The organism is Rhizobium sp. RHZ02, from assembly GCF_014851575.1.
Classification (GTDB): Bacteria; Pseudomonadota; Alphaproteobacteria; order Rhizobiales; family Rhizobiaceae; genus Rhizobium; species Rhizobium altiplani.
Window position 1 is genome coordinate 1 of sequence record NZ_JACUZX010000014.1, and the last position, 23021, is coordinate 23021.

Consider the following 23021-nt stretch of genomic DNA (forward strand, 5'->3'; position numbering starts at 1 on the left):
CGAGGCCAGCGCCAACGTCGAAGCATCCGGACGCATCTGGTCGATAAACGGCCATGCAACCGCAACGGCCCCAACCGCCCCCGCCATGCCTGTGGTGAGATAAAGGAAATCACGGCGAGTCGGCTCGCCCGTGATCTCGCCTGTCGTTTCGTGTTCGCTCACGGCTTATAACCATCCTCTACGCAAATTTTGCGGAACTCCGCCCCTGCTCCTCGCGGCGGCGAATCTGTCGCGACACAATTCGACCATAGATTCCCCACCAATCCGGCGCGTTCTAAGCTTGATCGCAAATTATGTCCAGCCTTGGCAAGGCCATGTGGGCACAATGTCGCGGGAATTTTCAGATGATTTTCGAAGACAATCACATGCTTGCCACAGCTGCGCATTGCACCAACTCGAGCCTTCGGCACCAGCGTCGACGGCGTTCCCGCCGACCGGCCACTACGGCTGAAACCATTCCAGTGGACCGAAGGTAACACTGCATCTCAGACGACTTTGGCCTCGTCGCCGAGTTTACGGTGCGCCTTTGAACCGGGCGGTGGCGCCTCGACATCGGTTGCGATGAACCCACCGGATTGCCGTGCCCAGAGTTCGGCATAGAGACCACCCTGTTTCAGCAGAGCTTCGTGCGTCCCCTCTTCTATAATCCCCCCCTCGTCGACGACGATCAATCGGTCGAGGGCGGCGATGGTCGAGAGCCGATGCGCGATGGCAAGCACCGTCTTGCCTTGCATGAGGCCGATCAGATTGGATTGGATCGCCTCTTCCACCTCGGAATCCAGCGCCGATGTTGCTTCGTCGAGAACGAGGATCGGCGCATCCTTCAGCATGACGCGCGCAATCGCGATACGCTGGCGCTGACCGCCGGAAAGCTTCACGCCACGCTCCCCGACGTGCGCGTCGAAACCCCTGCGGCCATTCTGGTCCTGCAGGCGCTCGATGAAGCCAAGCGCTTCCGCGCGCCGAGCCGCTTCGACCAACCGCGCCTCGCCCGCATCAGGGCGCCCAAACAAGATATTGTCCCGGACGGAACGATGCAGGAGCGACGTATCCTGGCTGACAACGCCGATCTGCATGCGCAGGGTTTCCTGCGTGACGGACGCAATGTCCTGGCCGTCGATCAAGATCCGTCCACCTTCGAGGTCGTAGAGCCGCAGCAGGAGGTTGACCAGTGTCGACTTGCCGGCGCCCGAGCGCCCGACGATGCCGACCTTCTCCCCCGGCTCGATCGTGAGCGAGAAGTTGTCGATAACGCCATCTGGTCTGCCGTAGTGGAAAGAGACGTTCTCGAAGCGGATGCCGGGCTGTCGAATAGTAAGGTCGCGGGCACCGGGGCGATCGACCAGTCCAAGCGGCTGCGAGATCAGCTCGGCAGCATTCTGGATCGTGCCGAGGTTGCGCATGATGCCGTTGAACTGGGTCATCAGCCGGCCGAGAAGGAAGTTGAGGCGCAGCACAAGCGCCAGCGAGAAGGCGACCGCGCCGGAACTGATGAGCCCCGCCAGCCAAAGATGAACGCTCAGTCCGGCCATCGTAACGATCATGATGCCCGAAAGCAGTGCCATCGAGGCGCGTACCCCGGTGATGAAGCGCGTGAACCGCAGGACAGTGTGCTGATAGAAGTCGAAGCCTTGCCGCATGTAGCGGTCGCTCTCTTCGTCACGCGCAAACAGCTTCAGTGTCTGGATGTTGCTGTAGGCGTCCACCATGCGCCCGTTGATCATCGACGCCGCTTCCGCCGTTTCCCGGGAATGCAATCGGATGCGGGGCACGAAATAACGCGCGAGAACGCCGAACACGCCGAGCCAGCAGAGCACGACCACGGCAAGCGAGAGATCCAGCCGCGCGACGAGCACCAGCGTTGTCGCCGCATAGATGCCGACGAACCAGACGCTCTCCATCAGCGACGTCACCAGATCGCCCGTGGCCTGGCCCGCCGACCAGACCTTGGTGACGACGCGGCCGGAGAAATCGCTTTGAAAGAACGAGAGCGATTGCCTCGAAACATGCAGGTAGGATTGCCAGCGCGCGAGGTTATAGAAGCCGGGCGTGATCACCTGCTGATCGACGAGCGCAATCAACAGCGCGACGACAAAGCGGACGATGCCGATAAGGACGAGCATACCGAAGAGTTCGGCGCCGTGCGCGGCAAGAAGGCCGCTCCAGCCTGCGGCCGGCGTGATCGTCGCGAGGATATCGACAAGCCGGCCGACGAACCAGAAGAGCGCCGCCTCGATTGCCGCCGACATCCCGCCGAGCACGAGCATCGCGACGAAGGGCGTCTTCGCCTGCCCGATATAGAACCAGATGAATCCAAGCGTGGAACGCGGGGGCTGAATGTTTTCCCGCGGCGCAAAGGGATTAATCCAATTTTCAAAGACACGAAGGAGTCGTTTTATCAGCATAAATGCGATATAGGCTTATTAGCCAGGGCGGGAAAGCAACGGCCCCAGGGCGCAACCTTATATTTTCGTAACAATCGGTAACAACAACGGCATCGTTGTTGAATGAGACTGACCTCGTCACAATCTCGAGGTACAATGGATTCTTACGGGAGACGGCCGCGATGCAAGCAAGGAAGACAGTATTGTCGAGTATTCCGCTGCCCCTTGCGGAACGACTTGATGCAATCGTTGAACAGTTGGAAATGTCCTACGACGAGGCAATCGCCGAGGCGATCTCTACGTGGGTCGATCGCGAGGAAGAGCGACGTCTGTTCGCATTGCGTACGCTTGTGTCGACCAATAGCATGCTTGTCGAAGGAAACCGGGTGAAAGACTGGGCAGACAGCCTCTGACACCACATCCATGGACACGAAAAGAGAAGCCCTCCCCGCATCCGCAGGGAGGGCTTCTTTCTATTCGGCCGCCTCTTCCGCCTCTTCCGAGTGATCCGCCAAGAAGCCGCCGGACTGACGGTTCCACAGGTCAGCGTAAATACCGCCCTGCTGGACCAGCTCTGCGTGGGCGCCGGCCTCGATGATCCTGCCCTTGTCGAGCACGATCAGACGGTCCATCTCGGTCAGGGTCGACAGGCGATGCGCGATCGCAATCACCGTCTTGCCTTCCATCAGCGCAAATAGGTTTTCCTGAATCGCTGCCTCGACCTCGGAGTCGAGCGCCGATGTCGCCTCGTCGAGCACCAGGATCGGCGCGTCCTTCAGGAAGACGCGGGCGATCGCGACGCGCTGACGCTGGCCGCCGGAGAGCTTCACGCCGCGTTCGCCTACCTGCGCGTCGAGCCCTGTGCGGCCCTGCATGTCGACAAGCCCTTCGATGAAGTCCCAGGCATTCGCACGCCTGGCGGCTTCGATCACCTGGGCGTCGGTCGCGTCCGGGCGGCCATAGGCGATGTTGTCGCGGATCGACCGGTGCAGCAGGGACGTATCCTGCGTCACGACGCCGATCAGTTCACGCAGGCTTTCCTGGGACACGCCCGAGATGTCCTGCCCATCGATCGTGATGCGGCCGGCCTCCAGATCGTAGAAGCGCAGCAACAGGTTCATCAGCGTCGTCTTGCCGGCACCGGAGCGACCGACCAGGCCGACCTTCTCACCCGCCTTGATGTCTAGGGAGAGATTGTCGATGACACCTTTGCCCTTGCCATAGTGGAAGCGGATGCGCTCGTAGTGGATTGCACCCTTCCTCGCTGACAACTGCGGCGCGTTCGGCTTGTCGACGATGTCATGCTTCTTCGTCATCATCTCCATGCCGTCATAGACCGTGCCGATGTTCTCGAACAGCGCCGAGACTTCCCACATGATCCACTGCGACATGCCGTTGACACGCATGGCAAGACCGATCGCAATAGCAATGGCACCGACCGAGATCTGTCCGTTCAGCCAGAACCAGATGGACAGGCCGGACACCACGAACAACGCCACGCAGTTGTTCATATAGACGGATATATGAAACAACGTGACGCGACGCATCTGCGAGTGGACAGTTTCGAGGAACTCCTCCATGCCGCTACGCGCATAGGTCTCTTCGCGGCCGGCATGCGAGAACAGCTTCACCGTCGCGATGTTCGTGTAGCTGTCGACCACCCGCCCCGTCATCATAGAGCGCGCATCCGCCTGCTGTGCCGCGATCTTGCGAAGCCGCGGCACGAAGTAGGACACGATTCCGATATAGACAGCGAGCCAAACGAGGATCGGTATCATCAGCCGCCAGTCGGCAGCAGCGATCACAATGATCATCGACAGGAAGTAGGTGACGACATAGACGAAGACATCGAGGATCTTCATCGTCGTTTCGCGAACCGCAAGCGACGTCTGCATCACCTTCGTCGCAACGCGTCCGGCGAATTCGTTGGCGAAAAAGGTCATGCTGTGACGCAGCAGGAAACGGTGCATCTGCCAGCGTGCGATCATCGGATAGTTGCCGAGTAGCACCTGATGCATGATGAGTGAATCCAGCCCCGCCGCCAGCGGCAGGCCGATGAGGATCAACGATCCCATCCATGCCAACCTCGGCCATTCCGACTCCAGAAATGTCGCCTTGTCGGCTTTAGTCAGCCAGTCCACGATATCACCGAGGAACTGGAAGAGCGCCACCTCGCCGACGGCGATCAGCGCCGTCAGCACTGCCATGATGGCGAGCCACGGTGCTGCCGGCTTCGTGTAGTGCCAGCAAAATGCAAAAAGACCCTTCGGAGGAGCAACCGGCTCCTCGGTCGGGAAAGGATTAAGTCGCTGCTCGAACCAGCCAAACATGAAAATGCTCCGAAACCTGATCGGTCCAGCCTCCCCGGCTCGCGCAAAACGGCGCTTGAGAGCTCATATGGGAACCGGACGTTCACGGGACGAGGCCATAACGGCCGCGCAAAGGTTAGAAATGGGAACTCAGGAGAGAAATGGCACTACGCGTGCCAGGTCGCCACTCGCGGGGTCACGCATCGAGAGCGCATACGCGGCAATATTTCCATCTTGGCGCTCCCTTCTGGCGATTAAAAGATGTGCACCCTTAACGCGAATCAAGCAGAATTTCCAGCCCCGACCGGCCGGAAATTGAACAATTATCGGCCAAAATGCGCCCTATTGCGCTGAAATCACAGTTGCAATAGGCGTCCTTCGACGAAAACCGAAAAATACGGCCTAGACCATGGCGATCCTCAGACTAGCGCTCTATCAGCCTGACATACCCGGCAATACGGGAACCATCCTGCGTCTCGCCGCCTGTCTTGGCTTCGCTGTCGACATTATCGAGCCTGCTGGTTTCGACATATCCGACCGCAACCTCAAACGGGCAGGCATGGACTATATCGCCGCAGCCGCCCTCACCCGCCATGTCAATTGGGATCGCTTCGAGGACTGGCGAAAGGCTACCGGTCGGCGTTTGGTGCTGGCGTCCACCAAGTCGTCCGACCGCTATACCGACTTCGCATTCCGTGACGACGACATCCTTCTTTTCGGCCGCGAGAGCGCCGGCGTCCCTGATCATGTCCACGCGGCAGCCGACGCCCGGATCCTCGTTCCCATGGTGGAAGGCCAACGCTCGATAAACGTCGCCGTCTCGGCTGCGATGATCGTCGGAGAAGCCATGCGGCAGACCGTCTGGCGCTGATTTCCGACCTTCGCGACCTCGACGACGATACCGCTTCAAAATATGTCGCGAACGACGTTGTGAATTTCCCCAAGCAGCGTATAGTTTTTAGCCGAGCAATAAAAATTGCGCGCGTAACGCCATATTTTCAAACACTTGAGAACCTATATTCGAATAGGAACACCCTTCCCGCATAAGAGGCAAAGAAACGGCAGCATGGAATCGACGATCGTCATGATCAACCTGTTCGGCGCGGTAGCGCTGCTGCTGTTCGGCCTGGCCCAGGTGAAGGACGGCGTGTCGCGTGCGTTTGGGGCGCGGTTGCGCACCGGCCTTGCCACCGGCACGCGCAGCGGCCTGCGCTCGTTCGTCTCGGGCTTCTTTGCGACGATTGCGCTGCAGAGTTCGACGGCAACCGCGCTGATGGTCGCCTCCTTCGTCGAGCGCGAGCTGGTGAAGCCGCGCATGGCGCAGATCGTCCTGCTCGGCGCCAATGTCGGAACCGCGGTGACCGCCTGGATCGTCGCCACCGGCATCGCGTGGCTGTCACCACTGGTGATCCTTGCCGGCATGGTGCTGCATCGCAGCGGCTCGTCGTCGCGCCAGGGCGGCGGCACCGCACTGATCGGCATCGGCCTGATGCTGTTGTCGCTGCATCTTTTGAGCAGCGCCACCGAACCGATGCGGCAGTCGCCGGCGCTCGGCGCCTTCATTGCCCTGCTCGACAATGCCTGGCCGGTCGCACTCGCCTTTTCCGCAGTCATCGCCTTCATCTCGTCGTCGAGCCTTGCCGCCGTCGTCCTCATTCTCTCGCTGGCCTCGACGGGCATCCTGTCAGCAGGGCTGATCATCGTTCTGGTGCTCGGCGCCAATCTCGGCGGCGCCATTCCGCCGGTGATCGCCTCGCTTGCCGGTCCGGCAGCCGCCAGGCGCGTCACGCTCGGCAATCTGATCGTACGCGCCATCGGCTGCCTGATCGCATTGCCGCTCGCAGGCTACGGCGCCGACCTGCTTGGAACGCTGCCGCTGACGCCGGCGAAACTGCCGGTCGACGCCCATCTAGGCTTCAACCTGATGCTGGCTGCGCTCGCCTGGCCGTTCTCCCGCCCCCTCTCGCGGTTGATGCTCAGGCTGGTGCCGGAGGAGTCCCAGGCGGAGGGCGGACCACGCTATCTCGACCAGCAGGAGCTGGCGACACCGGTCGTGGCGCTGGCCAGTGCGACAAGGGAGGTGCTCGGCGTCGGTGACCTGATCGAACGCATGCTGATGCGCGCCTCGGATGCCTTCGAGGCCAACAACCTGGCGAACCTGAAGGAAATCCCGTCGCTGGAAAAGCGGGTCGACAGCCTGCAGCAGGAGGTGAAGATCTATCTCTCCAAGCTCGGCCATGCCGGGCTCAGCGAAGAGGACGGGCGCCGCTCGATCGTGATCATCGACTACGCCATCAATCTCGAACACATCGGCGACATCATCGAGAAGGGGCTGATGCCGCAGGTGACGAAGAAGGTTTCGCTCGGCTTGAAATTCTCCGAGGAAGGCTATGAGGAGCTGCGCAAGCTCTTCCACCTTACGATCGACAATCTGCGCATTGCCCAGACGATCCTCGTCACCGGCGACTTCAATCTCGCCAGGCAGTTGATGGAGGTGAAGGTCGAGGTTCGCCGGATGGAAAAGCAATCGTCGGAGCGGCATCTGGAGCGCCTGCGCGACGGTCGCGCCGACAGCCTGCAGACAAGCTCGCTGCACCTCGACATGCTGCGCGACCTAAAGCGCATCAACGCCCACATCGTCTCCGTCGCCCACCCCATCCTCGACGAAAGCGGCCTGCTCATCGAAAGCAGGTTGAAGGGTGCGGCCGAGTAGACCGATCAATCGGCGGACGGCAGCCGGCGCATGGTGAATTCGATCTGGTCGCCTTCCAACTGACGCCAACTCTCGACCTCCGTCCAGTACGCGGCCTTGGGATACTCGTCGAACCATTCGCGCGCCTTGGCGCGCGCGTCGAGCAGATTGAGGCAATAGGTTTGTCGCACGAAACGATCGTTATTCCGGGGTGTGCCTTCCGCCCGGTGGGTAGCAATCCGTCGCTTGAGACCGTCGAACGACGGAGGTCCAGGGATTTTCGTCATGAGCCTACCTCTGTGACAAAAAGTTAGTATCGAAAGCCGCCTTTTGCGAGTCGAATCTGAGGAGCCCTCAGGCATCGCCTCTGCTGGCAGGACCCTGCCCTACCTGCTATCAGAGCAGCAAAGACGAAAGCGCGAGTCGATGGCGACCCGCTCGGAGAGAGATGAAATGGAACGACCCGAACTTCCGATCGGCCTGCCGGACGATATCGAAGAGAAGAAGTCAGTCGCCCGCGCCTGGTTTGAAAGTCTTCGCGATACTATCTGCGCCTCATTCGAAGCGCTCGAAGACGAACTCTCGGGCCCACTCTCCGATAGAGAACCCGGCCTCTTCGTGGCGAAGGAATGGACGCGCGAAAATGGCGCCGGTGGCGGCGGCCGCATGTCGATGATGCATGGCCGCGTCTTCGAGAAAGTTGGCGTGCATACATCCACCGTCTATGGCGAATTCGCGCCTGATCTGCGCGCCCAGATGCCCGGCGCCAAGGAAGATCCGCGTTTCTGGGCCTCTGGCATCTCGCTGATCGCCCATCCGGTCAACCCCAACGTACCGGCCGTTCACATGAACACGCGCATGGTCGTAACCTCGAGCCGCTGGTTCGGCGGCGGCGCCGACCTGACGCCAGTGCTCGACCGCCGCCGTACGCAGGAAGATGAGGACAGCCAGCTGTTTCACAAGGCGATGGAGATCGCCTGCCGCAGCCACTCGGGCGTCGCCGATTACGCCGCCTACAAGAAATGGTGCGACGAGTATTTCTTCCTCAAGCACCGCAACGAAGCGCGCGGCATCGGGGGCATCTTCTATGACTGGCTGCATTCCGGCGAGGAAGCCGGCGGATGGGACGCCGATTTCGCCTTCACCCGCGACGTCGGACGGGCTTTCGCCATGGTTTATCCACGCATTGTTCGCACCAACTTCAATAAGCCGTGGACAGACGCGGATCGTGACGAACAATTGATTCGCCGTGGGCGCTATGTTGAGTTCAATTTACTCTATGATCGAGGTACAATCTTTGGCCTCAAGACAGGAGGAAACGTCGAGTCCATTCTCTCATCCTTGCCCCCTCTTGTCCGTTGGCCGTGATCAGACAAAAAAGACGTCTGAAGGGCTTAAATTCGGAGACTGGACCACTAACTCTGTGCATGTACGCGTAACAATCGGAGGAGGATTGTCATGACGGTACAAAGTAGCTCTGCGGCATCGGCGGGTGCGCCAGAGCAACCCCCATCTATGGATGCACCCGAATTTTTGAGCCGGATTGCAGAACGGCTCCGGGCGAAAAGCGGCTCCGACCTTCCCCTTTCCTGCTTTGTGGAACAAGTGAAGCTCCAGCTGGCAGGCGGCAAGACACCGGAAGAACTGGACCGTCTGGCAAAGCGTCCGGACAACAAGGCGGCGACAGATTGCTTCAGATCCTGGGCGATGCCCGAATAACAAGAAAATGACCAACCGGCCGGTCCTTCGCGCCGGCCGGAACCTTCTTACCCCTCGAGCATTCAGCCATTGCATCATCGCGCAATCGCATGAAACCGAAGGAGGAAAAGAATGAGACTCTTCGAATGCGGAACGCTCGTTCCTGGATGCGACTGGCATACCCGCGCGAATGACGATGCCGAAATCGTCCGTCGCGTTGTCGAACATATGCGCAACGCCCACGGCGAGACCGTGATCCGCGAAAACATGGTAGAAAACATCAAGGCCCGCATCCGCAACGAGGCGACAGCGGCCTAAACTACCCCACCAGATCCTTCAGCCGGGCGAGCAACGCCGCCCGGTCCGGTATGAAGTTTTCCTCGATCCAGGCGTTTTCCAAGACCGACAGCGTCTCGCCGACCTGCTTCCCGGCCGGGACACCGGCAGCCATGACGTCGCCGCCATTGATCGGGAATTGCGGTTTCTTCCAGTTATCCGCCAGTTCGAGCAGCTTGCCGAGCCTTGCCGAGCGAGCCATCTCCTGTGTGTCACCTTCCGCCTTGCCGCGTGCTGTTGCCAGCGCAAGTTTCAAGCGGGTATTGATGCCGTCGGCGCCGTGCCGAAAAAGCAGTCGTGAAAGGGCGGCCGAGGACAATTCATCATTGATAACAGGCGCCTTGGCCCATGCCTTGAACCAGGCGGCCTCGGCATTGGCCAGCTTGAGGCGCGCCGCCATCTTCTCCAGCCGATCGGCATCGGGCGGAATGATGGCAGCAAGACGCAGAAGCGGATCTGGCTTCCAGGCAAGCGCTTGCTCCGTACCGATCAATGTCGGAATGGTGTCGATCCCCCATTTCTCAGTCTCTGGCAGGATTTCGCTGAGCACGCCGACCTGTCGCATCCACAGAAGTGCCCGTCCGGGATCTTCGGCGCTGAGTAGCTTGCGCAGTTCCGACCAGACCCTTTCGGCTGAAAGCGTCTTCAGCTTGGCGCGAGCCGATGCGCAGGCTCTCAACCCATCAGCATCCGGACGACCGGAGCCATAGTAGGCGAAGAACCGGAAAAATCGCAGGATACGCAGATAGTCCTCGGCAACACGCGTCGCCGCGTCCCCAATGAAGCGGATATTGCGCTTCTCGATATCGGCGAGACCACCGACCAGGTCGATCACATCGCCTTTGGCGTCGACATAGAGCGCGTTGATCGTGAGGTCGCGGCGTTCCGCGTCTGTCCGCCAATCGGAACCGAAGGCTACCTTTGCACGCCGCCCATCGGTTTCCACGTCTGCCCTCAGCGTCGTGACCTCGAACGGCTTGCCATCGATGACGAGGGTCACAGTGCCGTGCGCCACGCCGGTCGGCACAGCCTTGATCCCAGCGGCAACCGCCCGCTCGATGACCTGCTCCGGCGTAAGGGTCGTGGCGACATCAATGTCACTGACCGGAAGCCGCATGAGGCTGTTGCGGACCGCCCCACCGACGACGCGCCCTTCTCCATCAGAGTTGAGCAACGCAAAAACACGCGTCAGAGCCGGATCCTTGAACCATGCCTCGTTGCCAAGGTTGGTCATGCATAGAGCCTTTCATAGAGGGTGCGAACGATGCCGGCGGTAATGCCCCAGATCATCCGGCTTTCATAGGGCATCCGGTAGAATTGTCGTTCGAGACCGTCAAGCACGCGCCTGTCGCGGCTGTGGTTGGCCGGGTTCATGAGAAAGGACAGCGGTACTTCGAACACGTCATCCACCTCGGTGGGGTTGAGTTTCAATTCGAAGCCGCGCCGAACAACGGCGAGCACTGGCGTTATACGGAAGCCGGTCGACGCCAGATAGTTCGGAAGCCGCGCCACGGTCTCGACAAAGGAGCCGTCGATGCCGATCTCCTCTTCGGTTTCCCGGATTGCGGCCTTTTCGGCGGAGCCGTCGATGGCGTCAATCTTTCCACCCGGGAACGCGATCTGTCCGGAATGCTTGCGCAGCGTCGCCGTGCGCTGCGTGAAAATCACATGCGCATCGTCACCATCGTCGATAACAGGCACCAGCACCGCGGCATCGCGAAGTTTGAAGGTCTCCACCTGCGTGACGATATCGGGGTTGAGAATGTGATCGCCGTGATCACGCCAGGAGAGATCCACCGGACCACCGCTCTGGTGAAGAGCGCGACGGCGGAATTCAGCCGCTGAATAGAGCGAACGGTTTTCGGTCAAAACATTGTTCATCGGGAGAGTGCATCCAGTTCTTCCGCCGGCATGACAGGAAAGGTCACACCGCCGGAGCGCAGACAGAACATCGTCTTACCGTCGACTTCAAGGCGTTCGCCGAGCTCGACGAGTTCGTACATGATCGGTCGCGAAACCAGCGCCTCCAGCCGCCCGCGAACATGAAGATAGGGCTTCAACTCGCTGTTTTCGCCATGAACTACAAAACGCAGCGGATGCTCCGGCCCAGCCTCGACCACGTCACCGACATTGGTCCGGAAAGTTAACAGCGGCTCGCCATCCCTTTGTCCGGCATTCATTTCAACGGCGACGAACGGCGCATCGACAACCCGGATACCAACCCGTTCGACGGGGGTTACAAGGTAGGTCTTCTCATCTTCGTCCTTGCGCAGGACCGTGGAGAACAACCTGACGAGCGGCGCCCGGCCGATCGGCGTTCCCATGTAGAACCATGTTCCGTCCGCTCGGATTTCCATGTCGATATCGCCGCAGAACGGCGGATTCCACTTATCGACGGGCGGAAGGCCTCGGGCTTTGGCCCCTGCATCACCGGCGGCGCGCGAAATCAGCGCAGCAAGACCGGCCGCGTCTGTTGTCGCCTTGATCTCTTCGGCTGCCATTCTTCTGTCCCGGTTTGTCTTTAACTCAAGAAGGTCACGAGATAGTCATTCGGAACGAACTTGTCAGCCCGCAACATCTCCATAACTCTATCTGGTATGACGCTTGCGTGTAAGTCTGCCGATTCGCGACGAATGATATCACCCGCTGGAGATGCCTTATGGGTATGATGAAGACCGAAGCCCCCCTCGATGAAAAGGCGATCATCGCCGCGGCCGAGAAGGCCCTTGCAGATATTGCCGCCGTGCGGGGTGAAGTCTCGAAGGTGATCTTCGGCCAGGAAAGCGTCGTCGAGAACACTCTTCTCGCGGTTCTTTCGGGCGGCCATGCCCTGCTGGTCGGTGTGCCGGGCCTTGCCAAGACCAAACTCGTTACTACCCTCGGCGAAGTGCTTGGCCTCGCCTCCAACCGCATCCAGTTCACACCGGATCTGATGCCTTCCGATATCTTGGGCTCCGAAGTGATGGACCAAGATGACAGCGGCCGCCGTTCCTTCCGTTTCGTCAAGGGTCCGGTGTTCGCCCAACTCCTCATGGCCGACGAAATCAACCGCGCGTCGCCGCGCACGCAATCGGCCCTGCTGCAGTCCATGCAGGAATACCACATCACCGTTGCCGGCCACCGCTACGATCTGCCCGCGCCCTTCCACGTCCTGGCCACCCAGAACCCGCTGGAGCAGGAAGGCACCTATCCCTTGCCCGAGGCGCAGCTCGACCGCTTCCTTCTCCAGGTAGACGTCCACTATCCGGAGCTCGCCGCCGAGCGACAGATCCTGCTCGAGACGACCGGGACCAGCGAAACGACGCCGCAAGCGATCCTGAACGCGGAGCGCCTCGTCGAAATCCAAACGCTCATTCGCCAGATGCCGGTCAGCGACAAGGTTGTCGACGCTATCCTCGCGCTTGTTCGCTCGGCCCGTCCGGGTCAGGGAAATGCCGCGACCGACAAGAACGTCGCCTGGGGCCCTGGTCCGCGCGCCGGCCAAGCCATGATGCTTTGCGCCCGCGCCCGTGCCCTTTACGAAGGCCGCCTGGCGCCGTCTATTGACGACGTCCATGCCCTCGCGGAACCGGTGCTGCAGCACCGCATGGCGCTGACATTTGCGGCCCGCGCGGAAGGCATGTCGGTTCGCGATGTCATCGAAGGGCTGGTCAAGCAGGCCAAGGGATAAGGAAGCGTCTGCGTGGCACCCATCGGACAGATCGTCAATCCGACCTCGGGCAATGACGCCCTCGCTCGCGCAAGGCAGCGGGCGAGCCTTGTGCCGGATTGTCTGGTCGAGGCCAAGCGGATCGCCAACACGGTGATCGCCGGCTGGCACGGTCGCCGCAAGCGCGGCATCGGCGAGAATTTCTGGCAGTTCCGTCCCTATACCGAGGGCGAAAGTCTATCCCGCATCGATTGGCGCCGTTCGGCGCGCGACGACCATACCTACATCCGCGACCGCGAGTGGGAAGCAGCCCATACGATCTGGCTCTGGGCCGACATGTCTCCCTCGATGATGTACAAGTCGACCTTCGGAAACGCCTCCAAGGAAGGCCGCGCGCTCGTCATCATGCTGGCGCTTGCCGAAATCCTGGCGCGTTCCGGCGAACGCATCGGATGTCCCGGCGTCATGGAACCGATTGCCGCACGCAATGCCGCGGAACGGCTTGCGACGGCATTGATGCACGCGCCGCTGAGCGGAGGGCTTCCCGACACGGCGATGATCCGCGGCTGGAGCGAACTCGTCTTGATTGGCGATTTTCTCGATGACGCGCGAGCAGTGATGGCGCGCATCGCCCCCTTGGCGCGGCGCGGTCTGCGCGGCCACGTGATCGAGATCGCCGATCCGGCCGAGGAGCTCTTCCCGTATGATGGCCGCACCGAATTCACCGACCCCGAGACAGGGTCGAAGCTGACATCCGGCCGCGCCGAGCATGTTCGCGAAGCCTATACCCGCGCCTATCTCGACCGCCGGGACGATCTCGGCCAGGCGCTGCGCCACATGGGCTGGACCTTCGTCAGCCACCGCACAGACCACCTAGCCTCTGAAGCGCTGGTCGCCGTCCACATGTACCTTTCGGGCATGCCCGCAAGGATGACGCAGGGAGAACGCGCGTGAACGCTCTCCCCTTTGCTTTTGCCTATCCCGCAATCCTCGGCGCCCTTGTGGCCTTGCCGATCATCTGGTGGCTTCTCAGACTGACGCCGCCGCGCCCGAAGACAGAAGTCTTCCCACCTCTGAAGATTCTCGCCACGGTCCTGAAGCGGGAAGAAACCCCTGCCCAAAGTCCCTGGTGGCTGACGCTGCTGCGCATGCTGCTTGCGACCGCAGTCATCCTGGCCATCGCCGATCCGGTCTTCAATCCGCGCACCAATTCAATCGCTTCCGGCGGTCCGCTCGTGCTCTTTGTTGACAACGGCTGGGCCACCTCGCCGGATTGGGATCGCCGCGTGAAGACCGCTGACGCCCTGATCGACGACGCGGAATCCGCTGGTACTCCGGTGGCGATCGCCTTCACCGCCGACCCGACCAACGATGCCGTCCCCGGAACGGCAGCCGTCGCCCGCGACAAGCTGCGTGCCGCAGAACCGAAGCCGCTTGTGCCGGATCGCCAGCGTGCTTTCGAGGCTCTCCGCGCCGCGCTGAACGGCGTCCATCCCGGCACTCTCGCCTTCCTTACGGATGGCGCCGCCGCAAGAGAGAACGACACGACCGTCCGCCAGCTTTCCGACCTCTCGCCTGCCCAATTGCGATTGATCTCAGCGGACGCAAACGAAACGATTGCGATCACGTCCGCAAGCAATGCCGCCGACGCGATGACGGTCACCGCCACGCGCCTCGACAGTGGCGCTGCCGCCTCGCGCCCGATCACCGCGCAGGACACGCAGGGACGCGCGATCGCGACCGGCTCGATCGACTTCCAGCCGGGTCAGAGCGTCGCGACCGGATCAATCACCGCACCGTTTGAGATGCGCAACGATTTCGCGCGCGTCAGCATCGACAACCACGCGACGGCTGGCGCCGTGCATCTGCTCGACGACGGTTTTAAGCGTCGCCGCGTGGTTCTGCTATCAGGTGAGGTCGGTGACACTTTCCAACCGCTGCTTTCGCCGCTTTATTACATCCAGCGCGCTTTGCAGCCTTATGCCGATTTGATCGAGCCGAACACGCCTGATCTCGCGACCTCGATCCCGGATCTCCTGTCGCAGAATCCATCTGTCATCATCATGGCGGATATCGGTCGCCTACCCCAGGAAACCTACGAGCCGCTGCAGCGCTGGATCGCAAATGGCGGAACACTTGTCCGCTTCGCCGGGCCGCGCCTTGCCGCCGCACCCGCCGACGATCCGCTGGTGCCGGTGACGTTGCGCCAGGGCGAGCGTGCATTGGGTGGCGCGCTCTCATGGGCCGAACCGCAGCCCCTCGCCGAATTTCCAACCTTCGGCCCCTTCGCCGGCATGCCGAAGCCGACCGATGTTACCGTCAAGCGGCAGGTTCTCGCAGAGCCGACGCCGGATCTTGCCGAGCGCACCTGGGCGAGCCTCGCCGATGGCACGCCGCTGGTCACGACGAAGCCGATCAATGCAGGCAGGATCGTCCTGTTCCATGTCAGCGCAGAAGCGACGTGGTCTGACCTGCCGATCTCGGGCAATTTTGTCGAGATGCTGCGCCGCCTCGTCCAGTTGTCGCGTTCCGGTGGCGTTACCGCTGAAGCCGGCGGTGCATCGACCGCCGAGGCGCTGCCGCCTTTCCGATTGTTGACCGCCAAAGGCGCACTCACGACCGAAACCGGCACGGCGCGTCCGCTGATCCCGAACGCGAAGGTCACGCCGGTCGCAAGCTTCGACAACCCGCCCGGCCTTTACGGCTCCGAAGAAGGATTTACCGCGCTGAACATCCTGCCGAAGAATGCCGAACTGAAGCCGCTTGATACGTCGGGTCTCACAGTCGTGCGCGAAGGGCTGATCGGCGGCGAAACCTGGTCGGCAAAGCCCGCGCTGTTCCTAATCGCCTTCCTGTTGCTGCTGGCCGACAGCCTGATCGTAATGTTCATGAGCGGCGCTTTCTCGAGGCTGCGCCCGGCGGCGCGAACAGCGGCGCTTGTCGCTGTGGCGGTCAGTGCGGCCTTCTTCCTGCAGCCGGGGCAATCGCATGCCGACGACTCCAAGCCCGGCGACGATCAGATCTTCCAGCGGCTCGACAATACGCACCTCGCCTATGTCGTCACCGGCGAACAGGACGTCGACCACATATCCGAACGCGGGCTGGAGGGCCTGACGGAATTCCTGACATACCGCACCACGTTGGAGCCATCACCGCCTGTCGGCGTGGATCTCACCAAGGATGAGCTCACCTTCTATCCGATCATCTATTGGCCGATCTCGGCCACCGCGCCGATGCCCTCGGCAGCTGCAATCAACAAGATCGATGCCTATATGCGCGCCGGCGGAACCGTGCTCTTCGATACGCGCGATCAGTTCAGCGCGCTCGACAACAATGGCGGCTCGGTCAGCGCCAACGGCGAGCGCTTGCAGCAAATCCTTGCCAATCTCGATATTCCGCCGCTGGAACCGGTGCCGTCGGACCACGTGCTGACGAAATCGTTCTACCTGCTCTCAAGCTTCCCCGGCCGCTACACGGGTAGCCCGCTCTGGATTGAAGCACGCCAGGAAAGTCGTCCCGAAAACGCCAAGTCGGCGGCCACGGCCGACGGCGTTTCCCCGATCCTCATCACCGGCAACGATTTTGCCGGTGCCTGGGCCGTCGATGACAATGGGGTACCGTTGTTGCCGACGGTCCCCCCGGACGAGACACAGCGCGAATACGCCTACCGCAGCGGCGTCAACATCATGATGTACATGCTAACCGGCAACTACAAGACCGATCAGGTCCACGTCCCCGCCCTGCTGGAACGGTTGGGACAGTGATATGACGGTTGATTTTTCACCCTTCATTCCTTGGTCGCTCCTGGCGGGTCTGGCGGTTATTGTTCTCGCAACCGCTGCCTTTGGCATCTGGCGCGGCGTGCGCGGCGCATGGATTCGTTCGATCGCGGCCCTTGCCTTGCTGGCTGCCCTCGCCAACCCTCTCTTGCTGCAGGAAGATCGCGACCCACTGTCGACCGTCGTGCCCGTCATTGTTGACCGCAGCCAGAGCCAGCAAACGCCTGATCGCATCAAGATGACCGACGATGCGCTGGCGCAGTTGAAGGATCGCCTCTCGCGCTTCCCCAATGTCGAGCCGCGCTACGTCGACGCGACGGAGCCGCAAGATTCCGATGCTCCCTCGACCCGGCTGTTCAATGCGCTTTCGGCGGCTGTCGCGGACGTGCCGCCCGCGCGCATCGGCGGCGCGATCATGCTGACGGACGGCGAAATCCACGACGTTCCCGGCGTCAATCAGGCGCTCGGCTTCGACGCGCCGATCCACGGCCTGATCACGGGCAAGGCCAACGAGTTCGACCGCCGCATCGAGGTCGTGAAGGCACCGCGCTTCGGGATCGTCAATGAGGAGCAGCAATTGATGCTGCGCGTCTTCGACGACGGACCGAGCCCCGGCGGCACGGCAAGCGTCACGGTGAAACTCAACGGCAACGAGATCGCCACGCTCCAGGCAACGCCTGGCCGCGACACGCCCTTTTCGTTCAAGGTCGAGCGCGGCGGCAGCAACGTTCTCGAATTTTCGGTCGCCGATCTTCCGGGCGAAGTCACCGACGCCAACAACCGCGCGGTCCACCTGATCGACGGCATTCGCGAAAACCTGCGCGTTCTGCTCGTCTCCGGCGAGCCGCATGCCGGCGAGCGCGCCTGGCGCAATCTCTTGAAGTCGGATGCCTCGGTGGATCTCGTCCACTTTACCATTCTGCGCCCGCCCGAAAAGCAGGACGGCACACCGATCAACGAACTGTCGCTGATCGCCTTCCCAACCCGCGAGCTGTTCGTCGATAAGATCAAGGACTTCGACCTGATCATCTTCGACCGCTATCAGCATCGCGGCGTGCTGCCGATCCTCTACTACGACTATATCGCCCAGTACGTGGAAAATGGCGGCGCGCTGTTGATCGCTGCCGGCCCAGAACATGCCGGCCAGGATTCGATTGCCCTGACGCCGCTATCGTCGGTGCTGCCGGCCGCACCGACCGGGCAGATGATCGAAAAAGCCTTTTACCCCCGGCTTTCGGAGGAAGGCCGCAAACACCCCGTTACCCGCGGCCTCGATGGATCCGCTGACGAACCGCCGCATTGGGGCCGCTGGTTCCGCAGCGTCGATGTGGAGCCGCCGCAGGGCCAGACGGTGATGGTCGGCGCTGACAACCATCCGCTGCTCGTTCTCAATCGCGCCGGACAGGGGCGTGTCGCCATGCTGCTCTCCGACCAGGGCTGGCTCTGGGCCCGCGGCTTCGAGGGCGGAGGCCCGCATGTGTCGCTCTATCGCCGCGTCGCCCACTGGCTGATGAAGGAGCCCGCCCTTGAGGAAGAGGCCCTGACGGCACGCGCATCCGGCCGCACGCTGGAGATCACGCGTCAGACCATTGGCGGCGACCCGGGCAATGCAACGGTCCGATATCCCTCGGGAAGGACGGAAACTCTCCCCCTGACGCAAGCCGAGCCGGGCCTCTTCAAGGCCGAGAAGAAGATGGACGAGATCGGCCTTTTCGAGATCAGAAACGGCGACATGACGACGCTGGCGCATGTCGGCGCAGTCGATGCTCCTGAATTCAAGGCCATGATCTCGACGACCGAGGCGTTGAAGCCGATTTCCGACAAGTCGAAGGGGCTCGTCACCCGCGTTTCCGATAGCAGCGGCGCGATCAGCATCCCGCCGATCCTGCCGGTTCGCGGCCAGATCCGCGTTGCCGACGACGATCGCATGCAGATCCACCTTACCAACGAAACGGTGCTGAGGGGCATCAACACCCTGCCGCTGTTTGCCGGTTTCGCCGGTGTCGGCATTCTGCTGCTTGCCTTTGGCGCCATGTGGTGGCGCGAAGGGCGTTAGCGGCATGGCCGAGTTTGAAGTGACCGGCTCGCCCGCCGCCGATGATCTCAGCACGATCGGCGACGCGCTATCAGCCTTCAACGTCCATGACGTCGGCCCAGCCGAACGGCAACCGCTCGCGGTTCTCATTCGAGATACCGACGGGAACGTCACCGGTGGCCTGTCCGGCTATACCGCCTGGGGATGGCTCTTCACGCAGTTGCTGTACATTCCCGACAAGGAACGCGGCAAGGGCATGGCCGGCAAGATCCTTGCTTTGGCGGAAGAGGAAGCAGCGGCACGTGGCTGCCATGGGGCTTGGATCGACACCTTCAATCCGCTAGCCCTGCGAGCGTATCAACGGCAAGGCTACGAGATATTCGGCGAACTACCAGAGTTTCCGAAAGGCCGTACCCGCACGTTTCTGCGCAAGATGCTCTAGCTGAGCGCCGCCTGGCGTGTTTCAATATCGATCGCCGTTGCCGCAAAGGCCGCCACGACCAGCAGGCCCGCAAACAGGCCGATGGCCAGACCGAACCCACCCGTGACGATGAACGCCATCAGGGATGGAGCCAGCAGTCCGCCAAGGCGGGCCATCGCCCCCGCAGCGCCCATGCCTGTCGCCCGTGAGGCGGTGGGATAGAGTTCCGGGGTGTAGGCATAGAGCGCGCCCCACGTCCCGAGTAGCGCAAAACTCATGACCAGCAGCGACGCGCCGATCAGCATGTCGTCAGGAGAAACCACGAAGAGCAGGCAACCAAGCGCAGACAGCAGGCAGAAACCGATCAAGGTCGGCCTGCGACCCCAAGCCTCGACCCCGTAGGCGGCAAGTACATAGCCCGGGATCTGAGCCAGGGCGACGAAGACCAGAAAGCCGTATCCGCGGACGAAGCCGAACCCATCGCTGGCCAGCTTCGCCGGCATCCAGGTGAAGACCCCGTAGTAGGAAACGGAAACCAGGAACCAGATCGTCAGGATCAGTACACTTCGGCGACGAAGCTCGTCGGAGAAGATGCCCTCAGCCACCTGCGACGACGCGACGATTTGATCCTCGGGCAGCAGTGGTGCTTTCCGGTGCAGCGCCAGCATTCGGTTGACGATCACCTTGGCCTCGCCCGCCCGCCCGGTCCGCAGCAGGTAGAGTGGCGATTCAGGAACGAAGAAGCGCAGTGTCAGGCCCAGCAGCGCCGGAACTGCGGTGACGGCGAAAATGTAGCGCCAGGTATCGGCTACCCCGGCGACGCTCGCAGCCCAGGCAGCCAGTGCGACGATCAGCGTGCCGACCGCCCAGAAGCCTTCCAACGCCACCAGCCAGCGGCCACGGCTCTTGGCGGGCAGGAACTCCGCCATCATCGCATAGTCGACAGGCAACGTGCCACCGACCGCCACTCCTGTCAGGAAACGCAGCACGAGCAGGCTGGCAAAGCTGGGAGCGAAGATGGAAAGGGTGCCGAAAAGCGCATCGCAGGCAACAGTGGTGATCAGGACCCGACGCCGCCCGACCTTGTCGGCCAGGCGCCCAAAGGCGACAGCGCCGATGAGCATGCCGAGAAAGAACAGCGTACCTGTCTGCAGGGCTTGCGGAACAGTCAACCCGAAGGTGGCCGCGATCGAGGCTGCCGTAAAGCCGACGGCGAGGACCTGCATCGCGTCCGCTGTCCAGACAAGACCGAAGATGCCGATCAGGCGCCACTGGAAGGGCCCGGTGCCGGCGCGATCCAGCGCCTCGTCCATGGAAACGTTGCTCATGCTACCTCTCAAGCCGCTGAAAAATCACGCGAAGCGTGTCTCAGGCCTATGGCTCTCAATACCGCATGCAACCTATTTTCGCCAGCCGATAGTTCCCTTCAGCCTGCTATGCGCATCCTCGACAAGCGGCACGACCAGCACGCGAGACGGATCAACGGGACCGGGAAACGTGATCGCGTTGTGGGCCACCCGCTCGAAGCCGAGGGGGCAGTAGTAAGGCGGATCGCCGACGAGGATGACCGCTTCCGATCCCTTGCGACGCGCGGCGTCGATGGCAATCCGGACGAGTTCCCGGCCGATGCCGCGACCCTTGTGCGACGGCCGTACTGCAAGCGGCCCAAGCAGGTGCCCATTCACCGAGCCGGCCTGAACAGCCGTCATGCGCACAGATGCAATGGTCTCGCCATCATCGGCGCAAATGAAGGAGAGCGAGAGATCGTGCGGCCCCTGCTCGCGGATCCGGGCGGCCGCACGCGTATGCCGGCCAGGGCCGAATGCTTCTTCGTTGATGTGTTCGATAGCAGCGTCGTGCGACGCATCCTCAGTGAGGTAGACCAGATCGTGCTTGTGCATGATGAGACGGAAACCGGATAGACAGAGTTGATGGATCTCGAGCACGCCGTCAGGCGTTCGGGAGCATCAGCGTCGTCGCAGGTTTCTCGGTGCAAACATCAAATCGGTTTCCAGAAATGTGAAATCGCCGATAGCAGGAAAAATTTCAGTCGTCCAATGGAAATTTAGAAAGCGACGGCGCGGCGTGACGCAGTGTTCAATCTTTACCGCCCTGCAAATCGCCAGGACGTGGGATATGTTCGAGCCAAGGAAAATTTGAAGGATCACAATATGGGCATGCTGGTTGATGGCGTCTGGCATGACGTCTGGTACGACACGAAGGAAACCAAGGGGCACTTCAAGCGCACCGCCTCGCAGTTTCGGAACTGGATTACAGCGGACGGAGCGGCTGGCCCGTCCGGAACGGGTGGTTTCAAGGCAGAGGCAGACCGCTACCACCTTTATGTCTCGCTGGCGTGCCCGTGGGCGCATCGGACCCTGATCTTCCGCAAGCTGAAGAAGCTCGAAAACCTCATCAGCGTTTCGGTCGTCGATCCGCTGATGCTTTCGAAGGGCTGGGAATTCAAGATCGGCGACGGCGCCACCGGCGACCATCTCTTCGACGCCAAGACGCTATACGAAATCTACATGAAGGCCGACCCGCACTATTCCGGCCGGGTGACCGTTCCGGTCTTGTGGGACAAGAAGACCAACACGATCATCAACAACGAGTCCTCCGAAATCATCCGGATGTTCAACAGCGCCTTCGATCATCTGACGGGCTCGACCGCCGATTTCTACCCGAACGACCTGCACGCCGATATCGATGAGCTCAACGCTGTCGTCTACGACACCGTCAACAACGGCGTCTACAAGGCCGGCTTTGCCACGACACAGGAAGCCTATGGCGAAAATGTCGTCAGGCTCTTCGAAACGCTGGACATGCTGGAAGACCGTCTCGGCAAGGGTCGTTATCTCTTCGGCGATCGACTGACCGAGGCCGATTGGCGGCTGTTCACGACTTTGGTGCGCTTCGATGCTGTCTATGTCGGCCACTTCAAGTGCAACATTCGCCGCATCGACGACTACCCCAATCTGTCGGCCTATCTGCGCGATCTCTATCAGACGCCGGGCGTCAAGGAGACGGTCAACTTCCGCCACATCAAGGACCACTATTACCGCAGCCACAAGACGATCAATCCGACCGGCATCGTGCCTGTCGGCCCGGCACTGGATCTCGATCGCCCGCATGGCCGTGCCCTACTGGCAGCGGCCTAGCCCTGCGCTCTACCACACGTGGGCGGGCTCCCGCTCGCCCGCGAGTTCAGCCAGACGACGACGCGTTGCGTCCGTTGTGCCCACTGGCAGATCATCGATCGCGAAGAAGCCGCACTCGACGATTTCCCGGTCTGGCGGGCGCGGTGCCGTCTGCTCAACCTGCGTCTTATAGAAAAGGACATGATCGCGGCGGCTGGCCGCCGTATTGAAATAGATGTGGAAGAGCTCCGGCCGTCCGAGGATGCGCAAATTCCCTTCCTCGCGAAGCTCCTTGATCAAGGCTTCCTCGGCAGTCTCATTGCGCTCCAGCCCGCCGCCAGGCATGTGCCAGCCCGGCAGGTAGCTGTGCCGCACGAGAAAGATACGACCCGCCGAATCGAAGCAGGCGGCCCGCACGCCCATCGTCATTCCGCGCGCAACAGCGAAATACATATGCACGATGCGCATCAGCACTCGCGATTGCCAGGGGCGTATGGTTCTGGTCACGCTTTTTCCAATTCCGCTAATCCGTTCAAGCAGATGTGTTTGAATTGCAGACTGACTGGGCTATGTGTCGTCGC

The 23021-nt window shown here is 61.5% G+C and carries 22 protein-coding genes; 12 read left to right on the forward strand and 10 right to left on the reverse strand.

Annotated features, from left to right (window positions below; genetic code table 11):
• Both IB244_RS19255 and IB244_RS19260 read right to left on the reverse strand, forming a co-directional pair.
• Window positions 1-162: ubiquinol-cytochrome c reductase iron-sulfur subunit N-terminal domain-containing protein (locus IB244_RS19255; protein ID WP_192241685.1), on the reverse strand; the 162-nt coding region annotated here is incomplete at its 3' end.
• A 323-nt stretch (window positions 163-485) separates the two neighbouring features.
• Window positions 486-2405 (reverse strand): ABC transporter ATP-binding protein, encoded by a 1920-nt coding sequence (locus IB244_RS19260; protein ID WP_113471832.1) that lies wholly within the window; start codon window positions 2403-2405, stop codon window positions 486-488.
• Window positions 2406-2587: 182 nt separating this feature from the next.
• Between IB244_RS19260 and IB244_RS19265 the strand changes: the two genes are divergently transcribed.
• Window positions 2588-2797 (forward strand): ribbon-helix-helix protein, CopG family, encoded by a 210-nt coding sequence (locus IB244_RS19265; RefSeq protein ID WP_018857615.1) that lies wholly within the window; start codon window positions 2588-2590, stop codon window positions 2795-2797.
• A gap of 60 nt (window positions 2798-2857) precedes the next feature.
• Here IB244_RS19265 and IB244_RS19270 read toward each other — a convergent pair whose 3' ends face one another.
• Complete coding sequence (locus IB244_RS19270; RefSeq protein WP_062370252.1) at window positions 2858-4714, reverse strand: ABC transporter ATP-binding protein; 1857 nt, start codon at window positions 4712-4714, stop codon at window positions 2858-2860.
• Window positions 4715-5102: 388 nt separating this feature from the next.
• On the opposite strand from IB244_RS19270, the gene IB244_RS19275 reads away from it, so the two are divergent.
• Together IB244_RS19275 and IB244_RS19280 are read left to right on the forward strand one after the other, a co-directional pair.
• Window positions 5103-5564, forward strand: a complete 462-nt coding sequence (locus tag IB244_RS19275; protein ID WP_018857613.1) for a tRNA (cytidine(34)-2'-O)-methyltransferase — start codon at window positions 5103-5105, stop codon at window positions 5562-5564.
• A gap of 195 nt (window positions 5565-5759) precedes the next feature.
• Complete coding sequence (locus IB244_RS19280) at window positions 5760-7406, forward strand: Na/Pi cotransporter family protein (RefSeq protein WP_192305265.1); 1647 nt, start codon at window positions 5760-5762, stop codon at window positions 7404-7406.
• Between the two features lie 5 nt (window positions 7407-7411).
• On the opposite strand, the gene IB244_RS19285 is transcribed toward IB244_RS19280, so the two are convergent.
• The gene (locus IB244_RS19285) at window positions 7412-7672 is read right to left on the reverse strand and encodes a hypothetical protein (RefSeq protein WP_026371829.1); all 261 of its coding nucleotides are present in this window, start codon (window positions 7670-7672) and stop codon (window positions 7412-7414) included.
• Between the two features lie 166 nt (window positions 7673-7838).
• Here IB244_RS19285 and hemF point away from each other — a divergent pair, with 166 nt between their 5' ends.
• From hemF to IB244_RS19300, 3 genes are all read left to right on the forward strand, one after another.
• The gene (hemF, locus tag IB244_RS19290; RefSeq protein WP_018857610.1) at window positions 7839-8753 is read left to right on the forward strand and encodes an oxygen-dependent coproporphyrinogen oxidase; all 915 of its coding nucleotides are present in this window, start codon (window positions 7839-7841) and stop codon (window positions 8751-8753) included.
• Window positions 8754-8843: 90 nt separating this feature from the next.
• Entirely contained in the window at window positions 8844-9104 is a 261-nt protein-coding gene (locus IB244_RS19295) for a hypothetical protein (protein WP_025660392.1), read from the forward strand.
• A 111-nt stretch (window positions 9105-9215) separates the two neighbouring features.
• On the forward strand, window positions 9216-9401 hold the full coding sequence (locus IB244_RS19300) for a DUF1059 domain-containing protein (protein ID WP_018857608.1): 186 nt from the start codon (window positions 9216-9218) through the stop codon (window positions 9399-9401).
• A gap of 1 nt (window position 9402) precedes the next feature.
• Here the strand turns inward: IB244_RS19300 and IB244_RS19305 are convergent, their stop codons facing one another.
• From IB244_RS19305 to IB244_RS19315, 3 genes are read right to left on the reverse strand one after another with little or no spacing between them, the layout of a single operon-like run.
• On the reverse strand, window positions 9403-10653 hold the full coding sequence (locus IB244_RS19305) for a CCA tRNA nucleotidyltransferase (RefSeq protein ID WP_192305267.1): 1251 nt from the start codon (window positions 10651-10653) through the stop codon (window positions 9403-9405).
• Window positions 10650-11300 (reverse strand): CoA pyrophosphatase, encoded by a 651-nt coding sequence (locus IB244_RS19310; protein ID WP_018857606.1) that lies wholly within the window; start codon window positions 11298-11300, stop codon window positions 10650-10652. The genes IB244_RS19305 and IB244_RS19310 overlap by 4 nt, the downstream gene beginning before the upstream one ends.
• Window positions 11297-11920, reverse strand: a complete 624-nt coding sequence (locus IB244_RS19315) for a DUF1285 domain-containing protein (protein WP_192305269.1) — start codon at window positions 11918-11920, stop codon at window positions 11297-11299. The genes IB244_RS19310 and IB244_RS19315 overlap by 4 nt, the downstream gene beginning before the upstream one ends.
• A 158-nt stretch (window positions 11921-12078) precedes the next feature.
• Here IB244_RS19315 and IB244_RS19320 point away from each other — a divergent pair, with 158 nt between their 5' ends.
• From IB244_RS19320 to IB244_RS19340, 5 genes are read left to right on the forward strand one after another with little or no spacing between them, the layout of a single operon-like run.
• Window positions 12079-13089, forward strand: coding sequence for an AAA family ATPase (locus IB244_RS19320; protein WP_018857604.1), 1011 nt, complete (start codon window positions 12079-12081; stop codon window positions 13087-13089).
• A 12-nt stretch (window positions 13090-13101) separates the two neighbouring features.
• Window positions 13102-14022, forward strand: a complete 921-nt coding sequence (locus tag IB244_RS19325) for a DUF58 domain-containing protein (RefSeq protein WP_018857603.1) — start codon at window positions 13102-13104, stop codon at window positions 14020-14022.
• Window positions 14019-16832: a DUF4159 domain-containing protein gene (locus tag IB244_RS19330; RefSeq protein ID WP_192305270.1), complete on the forward strand. Its 2814-nt coding sequence runs from the start codon at window positions 14019-14021 to the stop codon at window positions 16830-16832. Before IB244_RS19325 ends, IB244_RS19330 begins: the two co-directional genes overlap by 4 nt.
• 1 nt (window position 16833) lies before the next feature.
• Window positions 16834-18903: a hypothetical protein gene (locus IB244_RS19335; RefSeq protein WP_192305272.1), complete on the forward strand. Its 2070-nt coding sequence runs from the start codon at window positions 16834-16836 to the stop codon at window positions 18901-18903.
• Between the two features lie 4 nt (window positions 18904-18907).
• On the forward strand, window positions 18908-19324 hold the full coding sequence (locus tag IB244_RS19340; RefSeq protein WP_018857600.1) for a GNAT family N-acetyltransferase: 417 nt from the start codon (window positions 18908-18910) through the stop codon (window positions 19322-19324).
• On the opposite strand, the gene IB244_RS19345 is transcribed toward IB244_RS19340, so the two are convergent.
• Window positions 19321-20631: an MFS transporter gene (locus IB244_RS19345; RefSeq protein WP_169682754.1), complete on the reverse strand. Its 1311-nt coding sequence runs from the start codon at window positions 20629-20631 to the stop codon at window positions 19321-19323. The two genes, IB244_RS19340 and IB244_RS19345, sit on opposite strands and share 4 nt — an antisense overlap.
• 72 nt (window positions 20632-20703) lie before the next feature.
• A complete protein-coding gene (locus IB244_RS19350; protein ID WP_025660399.1) occupies window positions 20704-21204 on the reverse strand; it encodes a GNAT family N-acetyltransferase in 501 nt (166 codons plus the stop codon).
• A gap of 270 nt (window positions 21205-21474) precedes the next feature.
• On the opposite strand from IB244_RS19350, the gene IB244_RS19355 reads away from it, so the two are divergent.
• Window positions 21475-22461 carry a glutathione S-transferase family protein gene (locus IB244_RS19355; protein ID WP_026371828.1) on the forward strand — a complete coding sequence of 329 codons (987 nt, stop codon included), beginning with the start codon at window positions 21475-21477 and terminating at the stop codon, window positions 22459-22461.
• Window positions 22462-22470: 9 nt separating this feature from the next.
• Here IB244_RS19355 and IB244_RS19360 read toward each other — a convergent pair whose 3' ends face one another.
• Entirely contained in the window at window positions 22471-22908 is a 438-nt protein-coding gene (locus IB244_RS19360) for an NUDIX domain-containing protein (RefSeq protein ID WP_051085592.1), read from the reverse strand.
• Window positions 22909-23021 lie beyond the last annotated feature (113 nt).